15 protein-coding genes and 2 pseudogenes are annotated in these 18902 nt (G+C 42.7%); 4 read left to right on the top strand and 13 right to left on the bottom strand.

Annotated features, from left to right (window positions below; all coding sequences use genetic code 11):
• Positions 1-60: 60 nt before the first annotated feature.
• The gene (locus tag ABEV15_RS08125; protein WP_498852916.1) at positions 61-489 is read left to right on the top strand and encodes a DUF4395 domain-containing protein; all 429 of its coding nucleotides are present in this window, start codon (positions 61-63) and stop codon (positions 487-489) included.
• Between the two features lie 314 nt (positions 490-803).
• Here ABEV15_RS08125 and ABEV15_RS08120 read toward each other — a convergent pair whose 3' ends face one another.
• The 5 genes from ABEV15_RS08120 to ABEV15_RS08100 form a co-directional block, all read right to left on the bottom strand.
• The gene (locus ABEV15_RS08120) at positions 804-1763 is read right to left on the bottom strand and encodes a siderophore ABC transporter substrate-binding protein (RefSeq protein ID WP_498852915.1); all 960 of its coding nucleotides are present in this window, start codon (positions 1761-1763) and stop codon (positions 804-806) included.
• A 268-nt stretch (positions 1764-2031) separates the two neighbouring features.
• The gene (locus ABEV15_RS08115) at positions 2032-2787 is read right to left on the bottom strand and encodes an iron ABC transporter ATP-binding protein (RefSeq protein ID WP_498852914.1); all 756 of its coding nucleotides are present in this window, start codon (positions 2785-2787) and stop codon (positions 2032-2034) included.
• Entirely contained in the window at positions 2781-3731 is a 951-nt protein-coding gene (locus ABEV15_RS08110; RefSeq protein WP_498852913.1) for an iron chelate uptake ABC transporter family permease subunit, read from the bottom strand. The genes ABEV15_RS08115 and ABEV15_RS08110 overlap by 7 nt, the downstream gene beginning before the upstream one ends.
• A complete protein-coding gene (locus ABEV15_RS08105) occupies positions 3724-4671 on the bottom strand; it encodes an ABC transporter permease (RefSeq protein WP_033017398.1) in 948 nt (315 codons plus the stop codon). Before ABEV15_RS08105 ends, ABEV15_RS08110 begins: the two co-directional genes overlap by 8 nt.
• A gap of 456 nt (positions 4672-5127) precedes the next feature.
• A complete protein-coding gene (locus ABEV15_RS08100; RefSeq protein ID WP_498852912.1) occupies positions 5128-5715 on the bottom strand; it encodes a TetR/AcrR family transcriptional regulator in 588 nt (195 codons plus the stop codon).
• Positions 5716-5849: 134 nt separating this feature from the next.
• On the opposite strand from ABEV15_RS08100, the gene ABEV15_RS08095 reads away from it, so the two are divergent.
• On the top strand, positions 5850-6842 hold the full coding sequence (locus tag ABEV15_RS08095; protein ID WP_498852911.1) for an NADPH:quinone oxidoreductase family protein: 993 nt from the start codon (positions 5850-5852) through the stop codon (positions 6840-6842).
• Between the two features lie 199 nt (positions 6843-7041).
• On the opposite strand, the gene cobA is transcribed toward ABEV15_RS08095, so the two are convergent.
• From cobA to nirB, 3 genes are read right to left on the bottom strand one after another with little or no spacing between them, the layout of a single operon-like run.
• Positions 7042-8508: a uroporphyrinogen-III C-methyltransferase gene (cobA, locus tag ABEV15_RS08090; protein WP_498852910.1), complete on the bottom strand. Its 1467-nt coding sequence runs from the start codon at positions 8506-8508 to the stop codon at positions 7042-7044.
• Between the two features lie 15 nt (positions 8509-8523).
• Positions 8524-8844: a nitrite reductase small subunit NirD gene (gene nirD, locus ABEV15_RS08085; RefSeq protein ID WP_498852909.1), complete on the bottom strand. Its 321-nt coding sequence runs from the start codon at positions 8842-8844 to the stop codon at positions 8524-8526.
• 21 nt (positions 8845-8865) lie between these two features.
• Complete coding sequence (gene nirB / locus ABEV15_RS08080; RefSeq protein WP_498852908.1) at positions 8866-11289, bottom strand: nitrite reductase large subunit NirB; 2424 nt, start codon at positions 11287-11289, stop codon at positions 8866-8868.
• Between the two features lie 235 nt (positions 11290-11524).
• On the opposite strand from nirB, the gene ABEV15_RS08075 reads away from it, so the two are divergent.
• Positions 11525-12181 (top strand): MOSC domain-containing protein, encoded by a 657-nt coding sequence (locus ABEV15_RS08075; protein WP_498852907.1) that lies wholly within the window; start codon positions 11525-11527, stop codon positions 12179-12181.
• 24 nt (positions 12182-12205) lie between these two features.
• Here the strand turns inward: ABEV15_RS08075 and ABEV15_RS08070 are convergent, their stop codons facing one another.
• Positions 12206-14494, bottom strand: a complete 2289-nt coding sequence (locus ABEV15_RS08070; protein WP_339172699.1) for a thiamine pyrophosphate-dependent enzyme — start codon at positions 14492-14494, stop codon at positions 12206-12208.
• A complete protein-coding gene (locus ABEV15_RS08065; protein WP_064214390.1) occupies positions 14494-15507 on the bottom strand; it encodes a 2-oxoacid:acceptor oxidoreductase family protein in 1014 nt (337 codons plus the stop codon). The genes ABEV15_RS08070 and ABEV15_RS08065 overlap by 1 nt, the downstream gene beginning before the upstream one ends.
• A 306-nt stretch (positions 15508-15813) precedes the next feature.
• Between ABEV15_RS08065 and ABEV15_RS08060 the strand changes: the two are divergent.
• Positions 15814-16259, top strand: a pseudogene (locus ABEV15_RS08060) (MBL fold metallo-hydrolase); the annotation flags it as partial.
• Here the strand turns inward: ABEV15_RS08060 and ABEV15_RS08055 are convergent.
• From ABEV15_RS08055 to ABEV15_RS08045, 3 genes and pseudogenes are all read right to left on the bottom strand, one after another.
• A complete protein-coding gene (locus ABEV15_RS08055) occupies positions 16213-16521 on the bottom strand; it encodes a helix-turn-helix domain-containing protein (RefSeq protein ID WP_498852906.1) in 309 nt (102 codons plus the stop codon). The pseudogene ABEV15_RS08060 and the gene ABEV15_RS08055 overlap by 47 nt on opposite strands.
• Before the next feature lie 277 nt (positions 16522-16798).
• Entirely contained in the window at positions 16799-18349 is a 1551-nt protein-coding gene (locus ABEV15_RS08050; RefSeq protein ID WP_498852905.1) for an NAD(P)H-hydrate dehydratase, read from the bottom strand.
• A 60-nt stretch (positions 18350-18409) separates the two neighbouring features.
• Positions 18410-18902: pseudogene (locus tag ABEV15_RS08045) on the bottom strand (transposase); the annotation flags it as partial.

The raw sequence follows: 18902 nt of genomic DNA, 5'->3' as shown, positions 1-18902 counted from the left end.
ACAAAATGACAAAACAGTAGTAAAATTCATATAATCATATAAGAAAGGTGGGAATAAACAATGAAAGAAACGAACCGTTCAATCCCCCGTCCGCTTGTAAGAGCGAATCAATGGTTTATTGTTGTTAGTGTTGTTGCAACATGGCTGTCAGGACAAGAATGGTTGCTTGCTTTTCCATTAGCTGCTGGATTGCTTGGATTATTCTTTGATTTTAATCCTGTTATGCGGTTGGCAAAGTTGTTTTTAAAGAAGCATCCTTCTGAGTATGTCCCAGAAGACGCCGAGCAGCAGCAGTTTAATCAAGTCATTGCTGTCATCTGCCTTTCTGCCGGCTTAATAAGTTACTTAGCTGACTGGATAGTCGTTGCCTATATATTCACAGCGATGGTCGCGTTAGCAGCATTTGTCGCTATCCTCGGATTTTGTATCGGATGTTTTATTCGTTATCAATGGCAACAATACCGCTATAAAAAAGCCTCTAATCATTAGTGTCGTACAAAAATAGGGGCTGACCTAGTTCCTGTAAAGTGTCATACCCCACAGCTGTGTATTAAATAGACACTTTATGAGTGAAGTGACCCTGTCTACTTGACAGGGTCACTTCAGACTGTTGACAAAATGGTTGTAAGACAGTCGTTTTACAACCATTTTGTTCCATTTTTCGAACAGTACCAGGCACTGTTCTCCAATAGGTTTTTCGTATTTTCCCCATAGAAAAATCCCCTCCATAATAGACAGATTAATTCGCTTTCTTTTTTCTGTCTACTATAAGGGGATCATATCACCTAAGCCCGCCTGTCCTTTTATTTCAATCCTTCTTCCACCTGTTTGATCATTTCCGACACCGACGTCAATCCGCCGCCTGAGAGATACCAATAATTTGGATCCAAGTAGACAATGTGGCCGTTTTGATATGCTTTCGTCTTTTTCACAAGCTCATTTTCAATCGTTTGCTTCGCTGTCGGCTTTCCTTCTGCAACGGCGTCGCGGTCAATGACGAACAAGTAATCCGGGTTTTTCTCGGCAATGTACTCAAATGATACGCTTTGTCCATGAGGATTCGTCACTTTCAAATTCGGGTCTGCGTCTGGCACGCCGAGCACATCATGGATGAGCCCAAAGCGCGAACCTTTGCCGTACGCACTCACTTTCCCACCGGTCGTCAAAATGATCAGCGCTTTTTTGTCTGCAGCCTTTGTCTTCACTTCTTCGATTTGTTTTTCAATGTTGGCCAGTTCCTCATCTACTTCTTTTTCTTTGCCAAACATTTGCCCGATCAGCTTCATATTGTTTGTAAATGAATCCCAATAATATTGAGTGTCAATCCCTATATACACGGTTGGGCCAATCTCTTTCAACTTGTCATACAAATCTGCTTGACGACCGGAAATAAAAATGACATCCGGCTTGATTTCGCTCAATTTTTCAAAATCCGGCTCCTTCAAGCTGCCGACGTTTTGGTAGTCGCTGCTTTTATATTTCTCCAAGTATTTCGGCACGTTCATCTGCGGCAAAGCTGTCACCTTCACCCCTAGTTTATCAAGGGTGTCCAGCACTCCAAAATCAAAGACAACCACTTTCTCTGGATTTTTCTTGACTTTCGCCTCTCCAAGCTGGTGCTTGATCGTCATTTCCTCGGCCTGTTCCGTTTTCTTCTCGTCATTCTTCCCACTCGCTCCGGTGCTTGCAGTCTCCTTATTGCCGCAAGCAACCAGTACGACAAGAAGCAAAGCAACCACTACCATCAACCAACGCTGTTTCATTGGCTATACCCCCCTTTTGGAAATTCAAATTATATGTTGACGGCTTTCGTATTCACTCGACAAGGGGCACCCTTTCTTGCCGATGTCAACATGAAAGCCGGCTCAACCATTTTTTACTTAATTGGAATCTTCTTCATATACTTGACTTTGATCGCGTCTCCCCGTCCCATGTTTGAATCCGAGACGGAGCTCTTCACCAAGCATGCCCATAGGCTTCCACATCCCGCTTTTTCACTAGTCAAGATGGACGCTTTCTCATGGGAATTTGCTAAAAATACACACAGATGCGCCGATTTTCAATCGTCTGCACGCGCACATCCAAATCATAAATGCCGCGAAGCACTTCATTGCGCATGATCGATGAAACATCCCCTTCACAGACGACCGCTCCATCTTTTAACGCGACCATATAATCGGAGTAACAGGAGGCAAAGTTAATATCGTGCATCACCATCACGATCGTTTTGCCAAGCTCATCGACCAGCTTGCGCAACACTTCCATCATTTGCACGGCGTGTTTCATATCCAAATTGTTCAACGGCTCGTCCAAGAAAATATAATCCGTATCTTGCGCCAACACCATCGCGATATAAGCTCTCTGCCGCTGCCCGCCGCTCAACTCGTCCATATAGCGGTCTTGCAATGGCTCCAACTCCATATAGCGGATCGCCTCACGCACATAGTCGCGATCTTGGCGCGTCAAGCGGCCGCGCGAATACGGAAAGCGACCGAACGACACCAATTCGTGTACCGTCAAGCGAGCCGCAATGTGGTTGGATTGCTTCAAAATGGAAATTTTTTTCGCCAACTCTTCTGTCCGATAACGAGCAATTTCCTTTCCTTCAATCCAGATTTCCCCGCCATCTTTTGGAATTAAGCGGCTCATCATGGACAAAAGCGTGCTTTTCCCCGCCCCGTTCGGGCCAATGAGCGATGTGAGCTTGCGGCGCGGAACAGATAAAGATACACGGTCAATCACGGTCTTCCCGCCGTATCGCTTCAATACTTGTTTCACCTCTACCATGCTTTTCGCTCCTTTAACAAAAGGTATAAAAAATAGACGCCTCCGACCATGTTGACAATGACAGACAACGTCGTCGAAAAGGTGAACACTCGCTCGACTACCAGCTGGCCGCCAACGAGGGCGATGATGCCGAACAGAGCTGCTCCCGTAAGCAAATAACGATGTTCATACGTTTGAAAAAACGCATACGCCACATTGGCGACTATCAATCCGAAAAACATGATGGGACCAACAAGCGCAGTCGAAACCGACACCAACACCGCCACAATCATCAGCAGCCGTTTGACGACCGTTTCATACGCCACGCCTAAATTGATCGCATGATCTTTGCCGAGCGACAGCACGTCCAACTCGTGAAGATGACGGTATGTATACAATGTCGCAGCCGCAATGAGCAGGCCTGCCGGCCAAAGCAAGTCTGTTTTTATATTGTTGATGCTCGCAAACATTCGATCTTGAATGATGGAAAATTCATTTGGGTCAATCAAATATTGCATGAAAGACGTCAAACTTTGGAAAAACGTACCGAGAATCATCCCAACAAGCAAGATGAAATATAAATTTTGCCCTTCACGGCGAAACAAAAACGAATACAATAAAACTGAAAAACCGATCATCGACCCAGCAGACAAGAGAAAGTGCAAGGTGTTGTCCATCATGGTCAACGTCGTCGAACCGAACAAAAACACCACAGCAGTTTGTACAAGCATATAAACGGAATCAAGCCCGATAATGCTTGGAGTTAAAATACGATTATTGGTCATCGTCTGAAATAAGACGGTCGAAACCGCCCCCGCCCAACCGACAAGCACCATCGCGACAATCTTTTCGCTCCGCGAGCGCAACACATAGTCAAAATCCCCTCGCAAATGTGCAAACAAAAACAGCACGATCAATCCGAGCGCCAATACCACGAGCACAACCACTTTCATCCGATTAGACATACTGCTTCGTTCTCCTTACGAGCAAATATAAAAAGACGCCGCTTCCGATTACTCCAACCGTCAAGCCGATCGGAATTTCGTATGGATAAATGGCGACTCGGCCAAATACATCGCAAATCAGCACAAACAAAGCGCCAAATATGGCTGTCAACGGCAATACTTTACGCAAATGATCTCCATAATACATCGTGACAATGTTCGGAACGATCAGCCCTAAAAACGGCAGCGTCCCAACCGTCAACACCTCAACAGCAGAAACAACAGCGACAATGAGGAGACCGGTGTAGACAATCGAACGGTAGCGAACCCCTAAGTTCGTCGCCATCTCCTCCCCCATGCCGGCGATCGTAAACCGATTGGCGTATACATAAGCGATTGCCATGAGCGGAACGCTCACATACAGCATTTCATAACGTCCTTGCATCATAACGGAAAAATCGCCGTGCATCCATGCGGACATCGATTGAATCAAATCATATTTATAAGCCAAAAACGTCGCGACAGAACCGACAATATTGCCAAACATCAAGCCGATGAGCGGAATAAAGATCGAATCTTTATACTTCACACGATCCAAAACCGTCATAAACAGCAGCGTCCCCACAAACGCAAACACAACGGCAATAGCCGCCTTCACAAGCGGCCCTGCGGCAGCGAATGCAATCATGGACACCAACAGGCCAAGCCGCGCCCAATCCATCGTTCCCGCCGTCGTCGGCGACACAAATCGGTTTTGGCTCAACTGCTGCATGATCAAGCCGCAAATGCTCACGCTTGATCCAGCAATCAGAATGCTGATGAGCCTCGGCAAGCGACTGATCAAAAACACTTCCCACGCCTCACGGTCGCCGGCAAACAGCTCGCGGGGCGATAAATCATGCACCCCGACAAACAATGATGCCGCAGCCAAAACAACAAGAAGCACCATCCATTTTTTCATGTTTTCTCATCCTGTCTTCTGTTCTATCCCATCATACAAGTCGAATGACGATGCCATGTCCAGACTCAATTGCTTTACAGGCGCAATTATGATATTGATTATCTTTCTCGATTAAAAAGATAAATTCTGCTTGTGTTGAGAAGCAACCAGCACCGCCAAGATGACTGGCATCTCCTCAATCGCTGTTCTTTTCAAGTCAAGCCATTCTGTCCGCATGCAGCCACCACATCTCACTCCATTCTTTTGAAAACCATGTTCCTGCCCAAACCCTTAAAAGATAAGGATTATCATTTTCACATTTCATATTTTAATTGATAAAAATTATCATTGTCAATATTTTTCATCATTTTTTTCTGTTTTCTTATTTTTTCTGGCGAACAGTGCCAGGCACTGTTCGCCTTATGAGTGAAGTGACCCTGTCTACTTGACAGGGGTCACTTCAAAGAAAGGTTTTCTTTATTTTAAATATTTTAAAATAACATCATAACAAGTATTTTTATAAAACTCATGAAGATGATCCTCATCACGCATTAACCACTGAATGAGGCATCCATCAATGATCGAGCGAATCATTTTTGAAGCTGTATCCGCCTGAATGTCTGATGAAAATGTTCCTTCCTCTTGTCCAAGCGCAACAATGTCGCGTCCGATTTTCCAACAGTTTTCGTAAAATTTGAGATTAATTTGCCGATATTGTGGATTTCGGCTGGCTTGTGCGATAAAGTCAAGATACACTTTATAAAACTTTTTATTCTTTTCTGGGTCGATAAACACCGAATGAATGTATGCCTCTAACTTTTCGATCGCCGTTGTTTTCTCGCTAACTGCTTTATGCTCATGTTGATAAATCCGATCCGTCACCCATTCCAGCAAGCTTAAAAAAACATCTTCCTTATTTTCAAAATAATAATTCGTAACCCCTTTGCTTACAGCAGCATAATCCGCGATATCTTGCAATGTCACCGTTTCGTATCCTTTATCGGAAACTGCTCGAAAAGCGGCCCTTAAAATTTGCTCTCGCCTTTCTTCTGCCTTTTTCTTCATCCAATCCACCCCTCGAACTTCAATCATAACGATATTATACATCAATTTTTGACGATAAAAATATTTTGACCGGTCAGAATAATTTTGTTATCGTTATAGGTAAGAATATGAAAAAACAAAATGGGGGATGTCAAGTGGACCAATTCAAAGCGTTAGTAGTGAACAAAACGGAGACAGATTTTACGGTGAATGTGAAAACCGTCTCCATGGATGACCTTCCAGAGGGAGATGTTGTCATTAAAGTTGCTTATTCCAGCGTTAACTATAAAGATGGATTAGCATGCATTCCGAATGGAAAAATTGTGAAATCGTATCCATTTATCCCTGGTATCGATCTCGCCGGTATTGTCGCCTCTTCTAAGGATCCGCGCTTTAAAGAAGGAGACGAAGTCATTGCAACGAGCTATGAAATCGGCGTGTCACATTACGGAGGCTATAGTGAATATGCCCGCATTCCTGGAGATTGGATTGTCCCTCTTCCAAAGGGATTGACATTAAAAGAAGCAATGGCTTTAGGAACGGCAGGGTTTACGGCAGCATTGTCCATCCACCGCTTAGAAGAAAACGGATTATCCCCTGAAAAAGGAAAAGTGCTTGTAACAGGAGCCACTGGCGGAGTCGGAAGCATCGCGGTTTCCATGTTAGCCAAACGAAACTATCACGTTGTTGCAAGTACGGGCAAAGAAAGCGAACACGAATATTTGCGCAAGCTTGGCGCAAAAGAAATCATTTCTCGCGAAGAAGTCTGTCCAGAACAAATCCGTCCGTTAGATAAACAATATTGGGCCGCAGCTGTTGACCCTGTCGGCGGGAGAACTCTCGCCACGATCCTTAGTCGAACCCAATATAACGGCTCCGTAGCTGTCAGCGGGTTAGCAGGTGGCGCAGACGTTCCAACAACCGTCTTCCCGTTTATCCTTCGCGGCGTCAACTTACTTGGCATCGATTCTGTTTATTGTCCAATGGAATTGCGAATACGAATTTGGGAACGAATGGCCAGCGACTTAAAACCGAATCAATTACTAGATTTGATTGCACAAGAAATCACACTTGAACAACTTCCTGAGGCATTATCGAATATCCTTAAAGGAAAACTACGCGGCAGAACGGTTGTAAAACTAGCATAGTTCAGCAAGAAAAAATTCTCATGAATTTGAGCCACTAAATCAAGAAAAATCGATTGAAAGAAAACCATTGGAATGGCATTGATTCGTCTTCCTAATTAGGAAAAGCTAATCGAAGGAGACGCTAAGCGTCAAGCTGCTTTTCAAAATCAAATACACTTGAGTTTCAAAAAAGCAAAAAATCGGGCGCGACACCCGATTTTTAAATCATTTGTGCAAATTCCATGTTATTCATATGTGGCAAATAATTTAGCAAATCATCTTCTGTTGAAAGTACAGTGAGATTGCTCGAAGAAAAACCTAAATGTTCTAGTTGAACTTTCGTTTCATTTCCTACACACACAATCGGCAAACGTTTCAGTATATATTCTAGTTTTCTATTCATTTCATTCAGTCCGTGAGCAAAGGCAAGGACAGAAGCTGCGTTTGGAAAAACGACCGTATCTAATCGAACTTCTTCGAACATTCGGAAAAACATAGGGATAAACTGTACATCCATTTGTTTTTCATGAGTGACCCATACACCGCTTGCAGCCACTTGTGTTTCAAAGGAAGAATCCCCTACAATCAGACCGTCAGCAAAACGATGAAGGCTTTTAGACGTTGTCGCCATGAATCCGCGTTCGTTGAGCTTTTTTGTCAATTTGTCTGAATAACCAAATAATTTTGCTTGAATTTTCCGAATGTCTATTTTGTGTTTCAATAAAGCTTCGAAAAAATAATCGATGCTCTCGCTTGATGTAAACAAAATTTTTTCATACGTTTCGATCTTATTTAAAATTTCTTCATTCTCTTTCGTTTGCACCGTTTTCCATTTCGGAAATTCAATGACGTCCGCTCCTTGCTTCATTAGCTCTTTTGCCAATGCACTCTCGTTGCAATCTGTTCGCGCTAATAAAATTTGTCGGCCAAACAATGGCTTTTTCTCAAACCAACTGATTTTTTTTCGAATGGATACAAGTTCTCCTACAAGAGTAATGGCAGGATTCGAAAACTGAACTGCCTTTGCTTGGTTGGCAATCGTCGCTAACGTTCCTTCAAGCGTCTTTTGTCTTCCCATCGTTCCCCATTGAATTAGAATAACAGGGGTGTTTGGCGATTTTCCATGTTTCATTAAATTTTCGCAAATAAACAGGAGGTTGGAAACCCCCATGTAAAAGGCAATGGTATCAATTCCTTTCGCAAGAGCGGCCCAGTTTAAAAGCGGCTTCCCATCTTTTGATTGATCGTGCGCTGTGATCAGTGCAAATGACTCTCCGTATTGGCGGTGGGTCACTGGAATTCCTGCATACAAAGGAGCGGCGATCCCCGATGTCACTCCTGGAACGATTTCAAATGGAATCCCATGTCTCGCTAGTTCTTCCGCCTCTTCTCCCACTCTTCCAAAAACGCCAGGGTCGCCGCCTTTTAGGCGAACAACGATTTTTCCTTCTTTTGCTTTGGCTACTAATTGCGAGTTGATCGTTTCCTGGCGCATTGTATGTCGATTCGGCAATTTTCCGCAATAGACCAGCTCGCAATTTGGGTTGGCCAACTCCAATAGCTTTGGATTTACAAGACGATCATACAAAATCACTTCAGCCTGCTGAATGAGCTCTGCACCTTTAACTGTAATAAGCTGAACATCTCCAGGACCCGCGCCCACTAAATAAACTTTTCCGATTTTCATCACTCGATCATCCTTTTAAAAAACGATATATACATGATCTCCATCGATTTCTACTTGATATGTTTTCACCTGTCCTTGATCAGGTTCTTGCACTTTTCCATCAATCAAGGATATTTTCCAATCATATAGAGGACAAAAGACGTATTCTCCACTAACTAGTCCTTCAGAAAGAACCCCACCTTTTGGATGGGGACTTTTATTTTCAAGCGCCCGAACATCTCCATTGGATAGACGAAACAAAGCTATTTCATGTTCTCCTATTTTAATCGCTTGGCCAACGCGAACGGAAAGTTCATCATATTTAGCAACCAATACACGAGTGACTGTTTTGTTCATGCTATTTTTTCCTCCCTTAACTTACTTCGTGTTTACAACAATGGAACGTTTCGTATAGTATCGATGGCGAATCGTTTCATCTTCAATCGCTTTTTTCCATGGATCTTCATAGCGGGCTAACGTTCGATATAACCGCTCATTTAGTTCTTTTCGCTTTTCTTCATCACACAGTACTTCTTTCACATGATCTAAGCCGACACGCTCAATCCATTTAGACGTGCGTTCTAAATATTTCGCTGTTTCGCGGTAATATTGTAAGTAAGCACCGACAATATCAAATACTTCTTCTTCCGTTTTTACTTTGCACAACAAATCAGCTGCTCGCAAATCGGTACCACCGTTACCACCGACATAAATTTCCCAACCGCCATCTACACCGACAATTCCAACGTCCTTAATTCCGGCTTCCGCACAGTTGCGTGGACATGCAGAAACCCCCATCTTCACTTTATTCGGAGTGTCTAGGCGTTCAAATCGTTTTTCAAGTTCAATTCCGAGACTCATGGAATCTTGTGTACCGTAGCGGCAAAATTGAGCTCCCACACATGTTTTGACCGTTCTTAATGTTTTTCCGTATGCGTATCCAGATGGCATTTCTAAATCTGCCCAAACATTTGGTAAATCTTCTTTTTTAATACCGAATAAAGCGATCCGTTGCCCGCCTGTTAGTTTCACAAGTGGAACGTTATATTTTTCAGCGACATCCGCAATTTTACGTAAATCGGAAGCTGTTGTGACCCCGCCATACATTCTTGGAACAACCGAATATGTCCCGTCTTTTTGGATGTTGGCATGCATTTTTTCATTCACAAGACGTGAATCGCGATCATCTTCATACTCAGGATAAAGGACGCCGAGGAAGTAGTTTAAAGCCGGACGGCATTTCGAGCATCCCTCTTCTGTTTTCCAACCTAACACATTCATAATTTCTTTAATGCTTGTTAAACCTTTTTCGCGAATTTCCGCCACTAGCTCATCACGGCTAAGGTCGGTACATGCGCATAATGTTTCTTTTTGCGCGGTTTGATAAAATGCATCTCCCAACGTATGCTCTAATAAATGAGCAATGAGCGACTTGCATCTTCCGCAAGAACGTCCTGCATTTGTACAGGCGCCTACTTGTTCAACCGTCGTTAAGTTGTGTGTTTGAATGGCGCTGGCAATGGTTCCCTTCGTCACCCCATTACAACCGCAAATCACTTCATCATCTGGCATGGCCGCAACATTATTACCTGACGCTTCTTGACCAGGTGCCTGAAGAAATACAATTTCCGCCATGTCGGAAATATCTTGTTTTTGCGTCATCATTCTAAACAACCTTGTACTATCTTTTGTGTCGCCATATAACACAATTCCGACAATGCGACGATCGCGAATCAGTACTTTTTTGTATACACCGTTCCACTCGTTATGAACTTTGATGGCTTTCGTTGTTTGGTTTTCATAAATTTCTCCAGCTGAAAACAAATCGACTCCAGAAACTTTTAGCTGCGTGCCAACAACGGAACCTTCATATCGCTTTTCTCTGATCCCGCAAAGGTTTTCCGCTAATACTTTTGCTTGTTCATACAAAGGAGCTACCAATCCGTATACAATTTCACGATGTTCGGTACATTCACCAACCGCATAAACATTTGGGATATTTGTTTCTAAATAATCATTTACAATAATGCCGCGATTTACATAAATGCCGCTTGCTTTTGCAAGACGAACGTTCGGGACAATTCCTGCAGCCATCACCACTAAATCCGCTTCGATTTCCGTTCCGTCTTTAAAGCGAAGTCCTTTCACGCATTCGTCCCCTAAAATGGCTACCGTTTCTTTTTCTAATAAAAAGTTGATGCCTTGTGCTTCAAGTTCTTTTTGTAACATTTGCGCTGCGGTCGCATCGAGCTGTTTCTCCATGATATGACTCATCAAATGAACAACATCGACTTGCATGCCCAATTTGACAAGTCCGCTTGCTGCTTCTAATCCAAGAAGTCCTGCGCCGATGACAACTGCCTTTTTGTAATGTTTTGCTGCCTCGATCATCGTTTTGCAATCTTGAATATCTCGAAAACCGATCACACCTTGTTTATCCACACCTGGAATCGGCAAAATAAACGGTAAGGAACCTGTCGCTAAAATTAATTCATCGTATTCTACCACTCGTCCACGATCAGAGTAGACGCGTTTTTGCTCGACATCGATTTTGATTACACTCTCTCCTGCATGCAACTGAATATGATGATCTTTATACCAGTTCCAGCCATTCATTATAATCTCATCCCATGTTGCTTCTCCTTGCAAAACGTTCGATAATTGAATGCGGTTGTAATTTGGATAAGGCTCTTTTCCAAAAATAGTAATATCAAACAAATCTTTATTTATTTTTAAAATTTCTTCAATCGTCCGTACACCTGCCATCCCGTTTCCGACCATAACTAATTTTCTTTTTTCCATCTGTACTCCCTCCATGCTCAACTTTTCACAAGTTAAAATACATTGAATCATCTTTTGAGTTAATTCTATCACCTGTTCAAAAACATTTTTGTGAAAATAATCACAATAAAGGCTTGATAAAAGAAAAAATGTGAATAATTTCACGTTTTTGTCAAGATTACAAAATAATAAATTGAGAAGAGAAAGAAAATATGGTAATCTTTTCGTAGGTTATAAAAGGAAGGAGCCAATCTTTATGTCGGTCGCCAAAGTTGTTTCCTTAAATATCGGTCAACCAAAAACAGTGATGCTCGATGGAACAGAAATGACAACCGCCATTTATAAGTCTCCTGTTGATTCTCCCCTTCTCTTAACGAAAACAAATATTGTTGGAGATGGTCAAGCGGACTTAGTTCATCATGGTGGTTTTGATCAAGCGGTATGCGTGTATTGTTCAGAACATTTTTTGTTTTGGGAACATTTATATCAACGTCCTTTTGAACCTGGAGCCTTTGGTGAAAATATAACGCTGTTCGGACGAACGGAAGAAGAAATTTGCATTGGCGATGTGTTTCAAATCGGTACAGCGATTGTTCAAGTGTCTCAACCGAGGCAACCTTGTTTTAAATTAGCGATGCGGCACGGAATCAAAGATCTCCCATTGAAAATTCAACAAACAGGTTACACCGGTTTTCACTTGCGCGTGATCAAAGAAGGCATGATCCAGCGTGGAGATGAATTACATTTATTAGATCGAAGCAAAAATCCTTTGTCGATTCAATATATAAACAAAGCGAAATATGGAAAACAAACGAATGTTGAGGCATTGCAAGAAATCATTGAAGAACCAGCATTATCAGAAGCGTGGCGAAACACTTTTCTCAAAAAACTGCAAAACTTACTCAAAAAATAAGCGTGTCGTTTTGATCGACACGCTTTACAAATATGGGTGTTCATGCATGGCTTTAAGGCGGCGCCATCTCCGTTCTACTTCTTGTTCGAATTCTTCTAAAAGATCACGGTTTTCTTCTTTCAACAAATGCTTCGCTTTCCCCATATATTTTAACCATTCGCTCAATGGGATGCGTTTGTTTTTTTCCTCTGGATCATACGTAATCGTTGTTTTTCCTCGTTCCACTTCATAGAGCGGGAAGAAACAAGAATCAACCGCTGCTTTCATAATTTTTTCGCCGTATCTCTCTTCCGATTTCCAGTTTAATGGGCAAGTAATCAAAAGCTTTCCGTAAACCGTTCCTTCATGTTTGGCATACCATTGCGCTTTTGCTGCTTTTTTAATTAAATCTTGCGGAAATGCTTCTGTTCCCGTGAATACATAAGGGATATTTGTCGCCGCCATAATTTGTGGCGTATCTTTATGGTGGAATGCTTTTCCTCTTTGTGTTTTACCGACGCCGGTTGTGCTTGTCATATGCCCCATCGGAGTCGAATACGACATTTGCGATCCTGTATTCATGTACCCTTCATTGTCATATTCCAAAATAATCAATTTATGATTGCGAAGGGCTGTGCCAATCGCAGAACCCATGCCAATGTCCATTCCGCCGTCTCCCGTGACCATGACAAACGTCACATCATCAGAAACATCGATTTCCCCACGGCGTTTTAATTCCAAAAAGGCTTCAACCGACCCTGATAATGTGGCAGGACCGTTTTGGAATAAATTGTGGATCATCGTTTGCTTATGAGAACTATATGGGTAGGCCGTTGTTACAACATACGCACATCCTGTATGGAATAAAACAACAACATCCCCTTCGATTCCTTTGAAAAAGAGCTCTAATCCTGGGAAAATGCCGCAGCCAGGACATGCGCCGTGACCGGAAGCAATTCGTTTCGGTTTCGCCGTTAACGCTCGAAGCGGTGGAATTTTTACTTTTAATCTCTTCGTTTCTTCGTCTTGTGTCACTTGAATCAATCCTGTCTTAAAGGCGTCCCCATGCATCGGCTCAATTGCTTGTTTTAATTTATTTTCTGGCCGACCAGGCACGTGTCCGAAGTAATCAAACGGCTTTTCCGCATATCCTTTTTCCATCGCTTCAATGGCTAAATTGAAAAAGGCTTCCGCATCATCAGCGTAAAAATCTTTTCCGCCAAGTCCAAATACGCGGCTTAATACAATCGTACGATTATCTGGATCTTCTTGCAAAGCTGATTTAATTTCATGCGTCATGTTGGCACCGTTTGCCCCGTAGGAATCCGCGCGCTCTCCAACAAGAAGGGCTTTCACATTTTTTAACGCTTTGCGAATTTCTTCGCTTGGAAACGGACGAATAATGTTTGGACTAATCACCCCTACCTTAATTCCTTTTGCACGAAGCTTGTCGACAACATCTTTTGCCGTTTCTGCTGCGGAGTTAATCAAAAATAGAGCCACTTCTGCATCGTCCATTTGATATAAATCAAGGACAGGATATTCTCGTCCAGATAGCAGCGCGTATTCGCGTGCGACTTGTTTAAATACGTCTCCTGCTCGATATAGCGCTTCAGACTGTTGATAATGGTTGTTAATTAAATCATCACCGTTCATATGTGCTCCGATCGTTATTGGCTTTCTCGGATCCGCTGCGTTTGGAAAGTGAGTTGGACGTTCGCCGACAAAAGCTTGTACGACTTTTCGGTCTTTAAAATATTGGACTTTCCGTTTTTGGTGAGATGTAAAAAATCCATCATACGCAACAATGACAGGCAAACGAACGTCCTCGTGTTCGGCAATTTTCAACGCCATAATATTCAGATCATAAACCGCTTGTGGGGTACGAGCGGTCAAAATCACCCATCCTGTATTGAGCGAAAAATATAAATCGGAATGATCCCCACGAATATCAAGAGGGCCGCTAATGGAGCGAGTCACTAAATTCATCACCATCGGAAAGCGCGTTCCTGATTGCACTGGCAATTGTTCAAGCATATACATTAAACCGTTCGCACTTGTAGCGTTAAAAACACGCGCCCCCATGACAGAAGCCCCGTAGCAAATTCCCGCTGATCCATGTTCCCCGTCTGCAGGAATCAGTTGAATATCGTGTTCACCACGCGCCTTCATCTGGTCTAACAATTGCGCAATTTCCGTTGAAGGAGTAATTGGAAAATAACCCATAATATGATAGTTGATTTGTGCAGCTGCGAACGCCGCCATTTCGTTTCCGGATTGAAACGCTGTCACTTGTTCTGCTTTCGTTGTCACTTTTTCTTCTAATAATGCCATTAATAGTTCCCCCCTAATACCATTGGGAATTTTTGCTTCACTGTATGTTTTTCCGCAAACCCAATTTCCTCACGACATTCTGTTAAGGCAGCTGTTGGACACGCTTCAACACATTTTAAACAACCTTTACAATATTGATAATCAATTCCTTTTAAAAACATTTGTTTTCTTCCTTTTTTATCTTCTCCTTCTTCCCATACGAAGCAAAAGTCAGGGCAAACTGTATCACAGGCAGCACAGTGAATGCACTTTTCCATCTCCCACTTTGGCAAAAATCCTTGACGCGATCCGCTTAAATCTTTGAAAATACTATTGGCGTTCGCTGTGATAATCCCGCCAATTTCTTGTGTTTCATAGCCTAAAAGCGGTTCAAGACGAGAAAACGATTTTCTTTCCGCATTCGCAGGCGCTTCATATGTTTGAAAGCGCACCTCATGATAGCCTCTTTCAAATGTACGAATGTTCGCCTCGACGAGATGCGGATACTTTTTTTCAAATGTTTTGCGAATGACTTCCTTCATCGCTTCCGGATCAAGAAAGTCACAAACGCGGAATAACGCTCCAAGCATCGCTGTATTGACTTTTGTTTTTTCTTCAACCGCAATTCCAAGGGCATCGACAACCGCAAGAGTTCCGTAATCTAGTTGTAAATCGCGCCGAATGTCATCAAAATCTCTTACAGAGTTGACCAATACAATTCCATCGGGGGCTAAACCGCTAACGACATCCACCATTTTATAAAGCGCTTCATGAAATACCCCGATGACATGAGGTTCTTCGATCGGACTATGCGCCCGAATTTCTGTATCTGGATCGCAAAAGCGAATATAACTTTTCACCGGAGAGCCTTTTTTCTCTGAACCATATGTAGAAAAATTTGAACCATTTAACCCAAGCCCCAACACCCCTGCTTCCGCGAGCATTTTCCCTGCTAGGTTTGCTCCAAGTCCTCCAATGGATTCGAGACGTATTTCAAAAAAACCTAATTGATTCTTTTTTGGCAAAATCGACATGTTATCCCCCCTATGAAACCTAAAAATCAATCGATAGGCTTATATTGTTCTATAAATTTTATAAAAAAACACAAAAAAAAGATGTGACAAAAATCAAACATTTGCGAATTATTTATAGTACACATAAGAAAAATTTTTAAAACCTCTTGTATTACAACAGATTAAGATACTTTTACAATTATATAACAGAAGTAATTTTGTGTTATAACAGTTTTAAAAAGCACCATTTATTGCAAAAACAAAGAAAATATTTTCTATTTTGAACATGACTGAACATCTGCAAGGAAAGAAGGGTAAAAAGCAATGATTCGAAAACGCTACGAAAATCTTGATTCCGTTCAAACAACAAAGAGATTGGTTGATCTTCACCGCTGGTATCGAGAAAGAAAAAGAAAACAAAAAGATTGGTCCTATCAATCACTTACATTTTTCAAGCATTAAAAAACTAAAAGGAAACCCGCATATTTTTGTGCCAATTGGGCTTGCATCTTTATTTCGCAAAAAAGGGGTTGATCAACGTTACAGAATATGCGTGGTGGGAACAAAAACAATACAAAGGAGTGACATTCACATTTGTTCCTGCACAGCATTGGACAAAAAGAAGGTTATTCGATACAAATACACCCCATTGGGGTCGCTGGGTCATCGAGGCAGAAGAAAAACCGACATTTTATTTCGCTGGAGATAGCGGTTATTTTCGTGGCTTTAAAGAAATTGGTGCTCGCTTTTCCATTGACTATGCCCTTCTTCCGTAAGAAATGGCACACGACCAGGCGGCAACCGACGATCGAGTAGATGATCGAGCCCACCTTGATTAAACCGTGCAACGTAGATGGCAACGGATTGACGGCACAGCTTGACCATTTTGGCCACATCTTTACCGAGATGACCTTCCATGACAAGACGAACAGCGGTCACCCGAACGCGAAGAGAAGCATCTTTGATTTTCCGTTCTTGTTTCCGAAGGGTTCGAGGCGTCCAGCCGTGATCATTTGTAATTTTCAAACGTTTCATGTCCTTACCGCTCCTTTTACACATGAGTATTTAGGAGCAGTATAGCCATGAAAAAAGGTGCTCATACAGAAGTCATCGTTTTAAGGTGCATGTATATATATTCATCAACGGTTAGACTACCAAATTAGCCGCATCGCCCGCACAGAGGAAGAACTTCACTTATTAAAAACACATCATTGACAAATAAGACTGCCCTAAAAGCAAGCATCGAAATGAAAAATAGACCTCGCTTGAACGGCAATGCTCGGAAGAGGTCTATTTTTCGTATTCATATACTTCATTTTTGTTTCTGATACGAGGCTCCCTTTTTATAAAGTGAAAAAAGTGTTTGCGGAATGGCCTCGATGACATCTGTCGCAAGCACATCCATTGGTGAATGCTCCTTCTCGACGAGCGCATCCGCCGCTTTTCCATGCACGAACACGGCATTGCAAATTGCTTCTTGAATGTTGTCGTGCTGCATGATAAACGCAAGAATGATTCCAGTGAGTACATCGCCGCTTCCGCCTTTTGCTAACGCTGGATTTCCGCTTGTATTCACGTATTGCTTTCCATCTGGAGTCGTGACAATGGTGTAAGGTCCTTTTAACACAAGGTAAACACCATAGTTCATTGCAAATTGCTTTGCAATGCCAAAACGGTCTCTTTCGACATCGTCAATGGAAACGCCAAGCATTCGCGCCATTTCTCCAGGATGCGGCGTTAAAATCGTCGCTTCTGTTCGTTGACGTACTATAGAAACATAATCTTTCCAGAAATATAACGCATCCGCATCAAGAACGACTGGAACATCTTGGCATAGCACCTTTTGGACAACACTTTTCGCTCCCATCGTTCTCCCCATGCCCGGTCCTGCGGCAATCGCGTCAACATCCAAGGTGATCAAATCGATTTCCCCGGCGAAGCAGCCGTTCAACGATGAACACGGATGATACATCACCTCTGGAATATGGGTGGCGGCAACGGGATAAATATCATCCGGAACAGCCATTGTCAGCAATCCAGCTCCGCTTCTTAAAGCCGCTTTTGCGGTCATAATGACAGCGCCTGTCATATTTCGCGAGCCGCCAATTACAAGCCCTTTTCCATAAGTACCTTTATGGGACGAACGCTTTCTTACCGGCAGCGTTCTTACGATAGCCGCTTCACTCCATAGTTGGCGAAACTCGGCATTTTTTTCTAGAGAAAGCGGAGGAATACCGATATCGACTACGATTAATTCACCATAGTAATCAGCTGTTGGAAATGTGTATGCACTTAGCTTTGGATACTGAATCGTAATCGTTACATCCGCCTGAATCGCTGTTTCCACCGCTCCGCCGTCCGCTGAGATTCCACTTGGTACGTCAATGGCATACACAACAAACCCCTTTGCTTCGTTCACTTTTTCAATGATTTCTTTATATGGAGAGCGCAATGCTCCATTTACGCCAATTCCAAGCAAAGCGTCAATGATCACGTCATAATGACGTAATTGTTCGATAAATTCCTTCTCATTTCCTATGTAATTCTTTACTTCATATCCCGAATTTTCATAGATTTCAAGTGCTTTTTTCGCCGCGCCTTTTACTTTTTCCTTTGGCGGTATTAACCATAAATCCGTCGTATAACCATAACTCTTTAGCACCCTCGCAACAACAAACCCGTCGCCGCCATTGTTTCCTGTTCCTGCTAATACAGCGACGCGCTGAGCAGGTTGAATTCGTTCCAGCAAAACTGTAGCGACAGCTTGTCCGGCATTTTCCATCAACGATTCTTCACTCATGCCGATTTGCTGAATGGTATATCGATCAATCGCGTACATTTCTGAAGCAGTCACAACGTGCATGAAGATCACCTCGCGAATTTTTAATCTTATACAAGTATTTTAAATCATCACGGCTGTTGATTATCCAAAATCATGAACACTTCTCCCGTAAAAATGGGCATGCTCAAATAAGACAGCTACCATCTCTGATTTCCAATCGAGAGGAAGTTGCCCAAATAAAACCCGACGAACGAAAGAAATGAACGTGAGGGTGGTTTGCGTTCGTTTCTCTGTTCGGTCATATAGCCATCTCAATCACACATAGGCAATGAACGCCGCAAACAGCCGATTGTAGACGGCGTTTTTTGTTGTCCCAAATAAGGTAGGTACATTCAAGTATTGCTTGATCCATCGAAAAAAGACCTCGACTGCCCAACGCTCTTGATACATGTCGGCAATCTTTTCTGCCGATACGTCAAAGACATTCGTTACGACGCGAATCTCCTTTCCATGGGCATCACGAAAGATGACCACTCGATGACGTTTCTTCGAACGGCATTGCTTCGTTCCTAGCTGACAAGTAAAATCAACGATGACATTGGAATCGGAAGAGACAAGACGCTGTAAACGGTGA

It is taken from the genome of Bhargavaea massiliensis, from assembly GCF_050480245.1.
In the GTDB taxonomy this organism is placed as follows: domain Bacteria; phylum Bacillota; class Bacilli; order Bacillales; family Anoxybacillaceae; genus Anoxybacillus.
This window is presented reverse-complemented; position numbering and strand designations above follow the sequence as displayed.

What these genes read in the sequence shown, in the direction of transcription:
- ABEV15_RS08065 (WP_064214390.1), bottom strand. Translation starts at nt 15,507, where the DNA reads ATGTCGATTTTGCCAAAAAAGAATCAATTAGGTTTTTTTGAAATACGT.
- ABEV15_RS08070 (WP_339172699.1), bottom strand. Translation starts at nt 14,494, where the DNA reads ATGGCATTATTAGAAGAAAAAGTGACAACGAAAGCAGAACAAGTGACA.
- ABEV15_RS08120 (WP_498852915.1), bottom strand. Translation starts at nt 1,763, where the DNA reads ATGAAACAGCGTTGGTTGATGGTAGTGGTTGCTTTGCTTCTTGTCGTA.
- ABEV15_RS08125 (WP_498852916.1), top strand. Translation starts at nt 61, where the DNA reads ATGAAAGAAACGAACCGTTCAATCCCCCGTCCGCTTGTAAGAGCGAAT.
- nirD (WP_498852909.1), bottom strand. Translation starts at nt 8,844, where the DNA reads ATGAACAAAACAGTCACTCGTGTATTGGTTGCTAAATATGATGAACTT.
- ABEV15_RS08110 (WP_498852913.1), bottom strand. Translation starts at nt 3,731, where the DNA reads ATGTCTAATCGGATGAAAGTGGTTGTGCTCGTGGTATTGGCGCTCGGA.
- ABEV15_RS08100 (WP_498852912.1), bottom strand. Translation starts at nt 5,715, where the DNA reads ATGAAGAAAAAGGCAGAAGAAAGGCGAGAGCAAATTTTAAGGGCCGCT.
- nirB (WP_498852908.1), bottom strand. Translation starts at nt 11,289, where the DNA reads ATGGAAAAAAGAAAATTAGTTATGGTCGGAAACGGGATGGCAGGTGTA.
- ABEV15_RS08050 (WP_498852905.1), bottom strand. Translation starts at nt 18,349, where the DNA reads ATGCACGTTGTGACTGCTTCAGAAATGTACGCGATTGATCGATATACC.
- ABEV15_RS08105 (WP_033017398.1), bottom strand. Translation starts at nt 4,671, where the DNA reads ATGAAAAAATGGATGGTGCTTCTTGTTGTTTTGGCTGCGGCATCATTG.
- cobA (WP_498852910.1), bottom strand. Translation starts at nt 8,508, where the DNA reads ATGAAAATCGGAAAAGTTTATTTAGTGGGCGCGGGTCCTGGAGATGTT.
- ABEV15_RS08115 (WP_498852914.1), bottom strand. Translation starts at nt 2,787, where the DNA reads ATGGTAGAGGTGAAACAAGTATTGAAGCGATACGGCGGGAAGACCGTG.
- ABEV15_RS08055 (WP_498852906.1), bottom strand. Translation starts at nt 16,521, where the DNA reads ATGAAACGTTTGAAAATTACAAATGATCACGGCTGGACGCCTCGAACC.
- ABEV15_RS08075 (WP_498852907.1), top strand. Translation starts at nt 11,525, where the DNA reads ATGTCGGTCGCCAAAGTTGTTTCCTTAAATATCGGTCAACCAAAAACA.